The organism is Demequina sp. NBRC 110057 (assembly GCF_002090175.1).
In the GTDB taxonomy this organism is placed as follows: Bacteria; Actinomycetota; Actinomycetes; order Actinomycetales; family Demequinaceae; genus Demequina.
On record NZ_BBRN01000004.1, the window covers coordinates 727918 to 734558 of the forward strand.

The window sequence follows — 6641 nt, forward strand, 5'->3', positions numbered from 1 at the left end:
GCCTCATCGTGCCACGCGAGAGGACTCCAGCAGTTCAAGCGCGTGGGCGCGTGCGGCACTCGAGTCCTCATTGCCCGACAGGAGGCGGGCAATCTCCTCGATACGGGCGTCGCCGTCCACCGGCCCCACCTGGGCCCGGGTAATCGACCCGTCGGTCGTCTTGGCGACCACTACGTGTGCGTCGGCGAACGCCGCGACCTGCGCGAGGTGCGTGACGACGATGACCTGGTGCGTGCGGGCGAGTTCGGCGAGCCTGTTGCCCACCGCGATCGCGGCCTTGCCGCCCACGCCGGCGTCGACCTCGTCGAAGACGAAGGTGCGCGACTCGTGGTCGCCCTCGGCGGCGAGCGACACCTCGATGGCGAGCATGATGCGCGACAACTCGCCGCCGGACGCGCCCTCGCCGAGCGGCCGATGCGGCGCGCCGGGGTGGGAGGCGAGGGTAAACGTGACGCGGTCCGCGCCGTGAGCGGCGGGATCGGTCGCCTCGACGGCGACGGCGAGCGTCGCATCGGGCATCGCGAGACGGTCGAGCTCGCCACCTACCGCCGCCGCGAGCCTGTCCGCGGCGTCCAGCCGCGACGTGTGCAGGGACGCCGCCGCGGCATCGAGCTCCTCGCGCGTCCTCGCCTCGTCCTCGCGGCGCGCGCCGAGGGTCGCGTCCCAGTCGTCGTCGGCGGCGACGCGCGGGCGCGAGGCCTGTGCGAACGCGAGCACGGCGGCGAGGTCGGGGACGCCGATGCGGCGGGTGAGCCCCGCGAGGTCCGAGCGGCGCTGGTGAATCTGGTCGAGCCTGGCCGGGTCTGCGTCGAGGTCCTCGAGATAGGAGGCGAGTTCGGTGACGATGTCCGAGGCGCCGTAGGAGAAGTCGGCGAGCCGCTGCTCGTACTGCGCCAGCCTGTCGTCGTGTCGGGCGGCGTCGGCGAGGGCGCGCCTGGCGGCCTCGATCGCCGCGATGACCGTGAACTCGTCGTCGCCGCCGATGAGGTCGTGCGCGCTCGCGGCTCCGGTGCGGACGGCCTCGGCGTTCTCGAGCACGCGGGCCTCGGCTTCCAGGGACGCGTCCTCGCCGTCCTCGGGGGCCAGGGCATCGATGGCGGCAAGGTCGTCGCGCAGGCGCGCCACCTCGGCACGCTCGGCCTCGGCGCCCTGCTCCATCGCCGCCAGGGCGTCGCGGGCGGCCGTCCATCGCTGCCACGCCTCGCGGTACGTCTCGAGAGTGCGCGCGTGGGCGGCTCCCGCGTAGGCGTCGAGCGTCTCGCGCTGGCGCGACGCGGAGCGCAGCCGCACCTGGTCCGACTGGCCGTGCACGGTGACGAGCTCGCCCGCCACGTCGGCGAGCAGCGCCTGCGGCACGGTGCGGCCCCCGATGACGGTGCGCGAGCGGGTGGTCGCGCCTACCGTGCGGGCGACGATCACGGTGCCGTCGTCATCGAGCGTCACGCCCGCATCCTCGAGGCGCAGCGCCGGCTCCCCCGTCGCCGGGATGTCGAGCACGGCCTCGGCGAGCGCCTCAGCGGCGCCGGCACGCACCGTGGCGGGCACGGTCCTCGCCCCGAGGATGAGGCCGAGCCCGGTGAGCACCATCGTCTTTCCCGCACCGGTCTCGCCCGTCACGCAGGTGAGTCCCGGCCCGAGGGTGATGCGCGCGGTTTCGATCACGCCGAGGTCGGCGATGCTGAGTTCGTGGAGCACGTCAGTTGGCCTCCGGCGTGGTGCCGAACGGCGGGACCAGATCGCGCAACGCGTGACCCGCGTGCGCTCCCCTGTCGCCGATCTCGCGCCCGATGGGCGTGATCTGCCCGCGCTCGCCCCGCCACCCATTGGTGGGGAGGTTGAACTTCTGCACCAGGCGCTCGGTGAACGGCGCGTCGGACATGCGCGCGAGGCGCACGATCTCGTCGCCACGCGACACCTCGAGCCTGCTACCTGGCGGCATCTCGATGGCCCGGGCGCCGTCGAGCACCACCTGGCCATCCGCCTCGGAGCTGCGCACCACCTCGACGGTGAAGATCGAGTCGGGGCCCACGACGAGCGGCCTGGCGAAGAGCGCGTGCGCGGCTAGAGGGACCATCAGCAAGGCGTCGACGTTGGGCCAGATCACCGGGCCCCCAGCGGAGAAGGCGTGGGCGGTGGAGCCGGTCGCCGTCGAGATGACCAGGCCGTCACAGCCGAAGGAGGACAGCGGGCGCGAGTCGACCGCCACCGCCACCTCAAGGGTGCGCAGCCTGTTCGCTCGCTCCAGCGTCGCCTCGTTGAGCGCCCAGCCGGACTCCACGGAACCGTCGGGGCGGGTCACGGTGGCGGCCAGGGTGCGCCGCTCCTCGATCGTGTAGTCGCCGCTCGCGAGCCGCTGCGCCGCGGCCACCACGTCGTCGCGCTCGAGTTCCGCGAGGAAGCCCACACGGCCCAGGTTGACGCCGAGCAGCGGGATTCCAGTGCCGTGAGTGAGGTGGGCCGCGTGAAGCATCGTCCCGTCGCCGCCGAGCACGATGGCCGCCTCGACAGTGTCGCGCGTCGCCGTTCCCAGCGACGTGCAGACATCGATCCCCGCCTGCTCGAGCGCGTGCGCCACCTCGGCGCCGGCCTCCAGCGTCTGGGCACGATGCGGGTTCGACACGATGAGGATCGTGCGGCTCATGCGGGGGTGACCTCCTCCTCGATGCGGCGGCGCAGCGCGTCGCCCTCAAGGAGCGGACGCCCGCGCCTGTCGTCGTCCTGCCCCCTAGCCTGCCATGCGCCGGAGCCCCACACGAAGAACTCCACATTCCCCTGCGGCCCGGGCAGCGGGCTGCGCGCCACCCGGTGGATCACCAGGCCCGATGCCTGCATCGAGGACGCGACACCCGTGACCGCGCGCGCGTGGTCGCGCGGGTCAAGCACCACGCCACGGCCGCTCAGCGCGCGCCTGCCGAGCTCGAACTGTGGCTTCACCATCAGCAGGAAGTCGGCATCGGGCGCGGCAAAGTCGGCGAGCGCCGGGATCACGAGCGGCAGAGAGATGAAGGACAGGTCCGAGACCACGAGGCTCACGCCCGCACCGGCCGATGCTGCCGTCAGGTCGCGCACGTTGAGGCCCTCGACGCTCGTCACCCGGGGGTCACCAGCGATCGAGTCGACGAGCTGGCCGTGCCCCACGTCCACCGCGAGCACGTGCGCGGCGCCGTGCTCGAGGAGCACCTGCGTGAACCCGCCGGTCGAGGCGCCCGCGTCGAGGGCCTGGCGGCCCGCCACGCTCAGCCCCTCGGGCTCGCACACGTCGAGCGCTCCCGCGAGCTTGCGCGCGGCGCGCGACACGTACCGCGCATCGTCTCCCGTGACGGCCAGGACGGCCGCCTCGCCGACGTCCAGGGACGCCTTGACGGCGACGCGGCCGTCCACGGTCACGACGCCGGCGGCGATGAGCTCCTGCGCGTGGGAGCGCGAGCGAGCCAGGGCCCGCTCGGCGAGCGCCCGGTCCAGACGCATCTACTGGTCGTCGCGCAGGCGGTTCGACAGCGAGGTCTGGATCTTCTCGAAGAAGTCCGCCTGGGCGTCGAGGTCCTCGGGAAGTTCGGTCACCGCCTGCAGCGCGGCGCGCACCTCGGCCGGGTATTCGACCTCGCCGAGGGGCTCGCGGTGCTCGTTCATCTCTCCCATGGTCATGAGGCTACTGCTATCCCGGTGACTCCCTCAACGCTCACCTCGACGCCGGCATCGGCCGCCTCCCAGGCAGCGGCGCACGCGGCCCTCAGACGGTCGAGTTCGCCGTCACCGCTGACGCGCAGCGCTCCGTCGACGACCTCCGCGAACGCGTCGCGCACGCGCCAGCCGTCGCCTTCACGCTCGGGTGCAGGGTGGGGGTGCGCCAGGCATTCGAGGTCGCGGCCGATGTACGCGGGGCGCTGGTCGGCGGGCGCGAGGATCGCGTCGCGGCCGTCGTTCACGCCGGTGAGGACCAGCAGGCCGGGGAATCCCGCGGCGTTGCCGCCCTTGAGGTCGGTGTCCAAGCGGTCGCCGATCACCATAGGGCGCGCAGCCCTCGCCTGCTGGGCGGCGAGCCTGAACATCTCGGGCTCGGGCTTTCCCGCGCTCGGCGGCTGCACGCCGGTCGCTGTGACGACGACATTGACGAGCGCGCCGTTGCCTGGAGCGGTGCCCCGGTCGTTGGGGATGGTGAGGTCACGGTTGGACGCGAAGAAGCGAGCGCCGGCGGTAATGGCGTACGACGCCTCGGCCATCGCCTTCCACGACACGTCGGGATGGAAGCCCTGGACGACGGCGTCGGGGGTCGGCTCGGCCGACTCGACGAGCGTCATGCCGACCTCGGTCAGTGCGGTGCGCAGCCCCTGGCCGCCCACGACCAGGATGCGCGAGCCGCTCGGGAGCTCCTCGGCCACCATGCGGGCGACCGCCTGCGCCGCCGTCAGCACCTCGTGCGTCGCGGTCGGCATGCCGAGTTCGGTGAGGTGCTCCGCGACGGTTCCGGGCTCGCGGCTCGCGTTGTTCGTCACGAAGACGATGCGCATGCCGGCCTCACGCGCCGCCGCGAGGCCCGCGGGCGCCGTGGGGATGGCGTGGGGTCCGCGATACGCGACGCCGTCGAGGTCGACGAGCGCGGCGTCGTGCGCCGTGAACAGCGGCGCGTCGGAACCCAGCAGGCCACTCACGCGCGCTCCTCGTTCTTATCGTCCGACTCGTCCGTGACGGAGCCCTCGGGGGCCTCGCCGTCCTCGGACTCGGGGAGCTCTTCGTCGGACTCGTCGACGTCGTCACCCTCGAACTCGTCGTCCTCGTCAAGCTCGTCGAGATCGATCTCGGCGACGTCATAAAGCGTCACCTCATCGGCCCACGGGTCCTCCACGGGAGCGGGCACCGGCAGCGTGGCCGCCAGCGCCTCGGCCTCATCGTCACGCCCGAGCGCACGTAGTGCCTCGACGCGCGCGGAGGCGATCCGCAGGGTCAGGTCGGCATCGGACGTCTCGAGCCTGCCGAGTGCCACGAGCGCCGCCTCGGCGTCACCCATGTCGACGCGCGCGCCAGCCACCACGATCTCGAGCTCGAACTTGGCCCCAGCGGACAGCTGTGCAGCCTCCGGCTCGCGCGAGAGCGCGATGGCGCGCTCCGGTCGTCCGAGGCCGCGCTCGCAGTCGGCCATCAGCGGCAGGTGCTCGTGCGAGCCGTTCAGGCGTCGCACAGTCCTCAGCTCGCGCAGCGCCTCGGCGTAGCGACCCGTGGCGTAGGCGGTCAGTGCCGCGGCCTCACGGACGATGTCCACGCGGCCGGCACGCTGCGCCGCGACCTGTGCGTGCTTGTAGGCGCGCTCGGGGTCGATGTCGAGCAAGAAGCCCGCCATGACGAGGTGGCGGCCCACATCCTCGGCGTTGTCCTTGCTGAGCGTGCGCAGTCGTGCGCGGACCTCGCGGTCGAGCTGACCGATCGAGATCTCCTCGGGAATCTCCGGGACCTCGATCGCGGGACGGTTGGTGCTGCGGTCGCCGCGGCGGGAGCCGTCCTCGCGCTCGCTGCGACGGTCGTCGCGGCGGACGGAATCACGGCGGAATCCTCCGCGGTCGCCGCCGTCGCGGGAGTCACGGTCGTACCGGCGGTAGCCGCCGTCACGCGAGCCTCCGCCATCGCGGTTGTAGCCACCGGAGCGCTGCCCGTCACGGTCACCTCGGTAACCGCCGGAACGCTGACCATCACGATCGCCGCCGGAGCGACCACCCTGGTAACCACCAGAACGACGCTCACCACCATCACGGTTGTAGCCACCTGCGCGCTGACCGTCACGGTCACCCCGGTAACCGCCGGAACGCTGACCATCACGGTCACCACCCGAGCGACCACCCTGGTAACCACCAGAACGACGCTCACCACCATCACGGTTGTAACCGCCAGAGCGCTGTCCGTCACGGTCACCACTCGAGCGGCCACCCTGGTAACCACCAGAACGACGCTCACCACCATCACGGGAGTCACGGTCGTACCGGCGGTAACCGCCATCACGCGAGTCTCCGCCGTTGCGGTTGTAACCGCCGGACCGCTGGCCATCACGATCGCCGCCGGAGCGACCACCCTGGTAACCACCAGAACGACGCTCACCACCGTCACGGTTGTAACCGCCAGAGCGCTGGCCATCACGATCGCCGCCGGAGCGACCACCCTGGTAACCACCAGAACGACGCTCACCACCATCGCGAGAGTCACGGTCGTACCGCCGGTAGCCGCCGTCACGCGAGCCCCCGCCGTCGCGGTTGTAGCCACCCGAGCGCTGCCCGTCACGGTCACCCCGGTAACCACCCGAGCGCTGACCGTCACGGTCTCCACCCGAGCGACCACCCTGGTAACCACCCGAGCGCTGACCGTCACGGTCTCCACCCGAGCGACCACCCTGGTAACCACCAGAACGACGCTCACCACCATCACGGGAGTCACGGTCGTACCGACGGTAACCGCCCTGGGATCCACCCTCCCGGGAGTCGCGGCGCTCTCCGCCCCGCTGAGGACGGGAGTCCCGTCGGTCGTCGGACCGGTCGCGCTTGTCGTCGTCTGCCATGATGCTCCGTTCAGGTGGGGCAGTGGGCGCCCCGTCTCGATGCAATTGTGTGCACAAAAGACGAAGAGCCGCCCCGTCGTCGGGGCGGCTCTTCGTTGAAATA

At 71.9% G+C, this 6641-nt stretch carries 7 protein-coding genes; 1 reads left to right on the forward strand and 6 read right to left on the reverse strand.

Annotated features, from left to right (window positions below; all coding sequences use genetic code 11):
• Positions 1-3 precede the first annotated feature (3 nt).
• From recN to B7K26_RS08405, 6 genes are read right to left on the reverse strand one after another with little or no spacing between them, the layout of a single operon-like run.
• A complete protein-coding gene (gene recN / locus B7K26_RS08385; protein ID WP_084078529.1) occupies positions 4-1695 on the reverse strand; it encodes a DNA repair protein RecN in 1692 nt (563 codons plus the stop codon).
• 1 nt (position 1696) lies between these two features.
• The gene (locus B7K26_RS08390; protein ID WP_084078531.1) at positions 1697-2641 is read right to left on the reverse strand and encodes an NAD kinase; all 945 of its coding nucleotides are present in this window, start codon (positions 2639-2641) and stop codon (positions 1697-1699) included.
• Entirely contained in the window at positions 2638-3468 is an 831-nt protein-coding gene (locus B7K26_RS08395; protein ID WP_084078533.1) for a TlyA family RNA methyltransferase, read from the reverse strand. The genes B7K26_RS08390 and B7K26_RS08395 overlap by 4 nt, the downstream gene beginning before the upstream one ends.
• Positions 3469-3639 (reverse strand): hypothetical protein, encoded by a 171-nt coding sequence (locus B7K26_RS12955; RefSeq protein ID WP_159449651.1) that lies wholly within the window; start codon positions 3637-3639, stop codon positions 3469-3471.
• 2 nt (positions 3640-3641) lie between these two features.
• Complete coding sequence (locus tag B7K26_RS08400; protein ID WP_084078535.1) at positions 3642-4649, reverse strand: HAD-IIA family hydrolase; 1008 nt, start codon at positions 4647-4649, stop codon at positions 3642-3644.
• Complete coding sequence (locus B7K26_RS08405; protein ID WP_143340584.1) at positions 4646-5353, reverse strand: hypothetical protein; 708 nt, start codon at positions 5351-5353, stop codon at positions 4646-4648. Before B7K26_RS08405 ends, B7K26_RS08400 begins: the two co-directional genes overlap by 4 nt.
• Here B7K26_RS08405 and B7K26_RS08410 point away from each other — a divergent pair.
• A complete protein-coding gene (locus B7K26_RS08410; protein WP_084078539.1) occupies positions 5342-6637 on the forward strand; it encodes a hypothetical protein in 1296 nt (431 codons plus the stop codon). The genes B7K26_RS08405 and B7K26_RS08410 overlap by 12 nt on opposite strands.
• Positions 6638-6641: the final 4 nt, after the last annotated feature.

Excerpts from the sequence above, each read along its gene's own strand:
- B7K26_RS08395 (WP_084078533.1), bottom strand. The coding sequence starts at position 3,468 with ATGCGTCTGGACCGGGCGCTCGCCGAGCGGGCCCTGGCTCGCTCGCGC.
- B7K26_RS08390 (WP_084078531.1), bottom strand. The coding sequence starts at position 2,641 with ATGAGCCGCACGATCCTCATCGTGTCGAACCCGCATCGTGCCCAGACG.
- B7K26_RS12955 (WP_159449651.1), bottom strand. The coding sequence starts at position 3,639 with ATGGGAGAGATGAACGAGCACCGCGAGCCCCTCGGCGAGGTCGAATAC.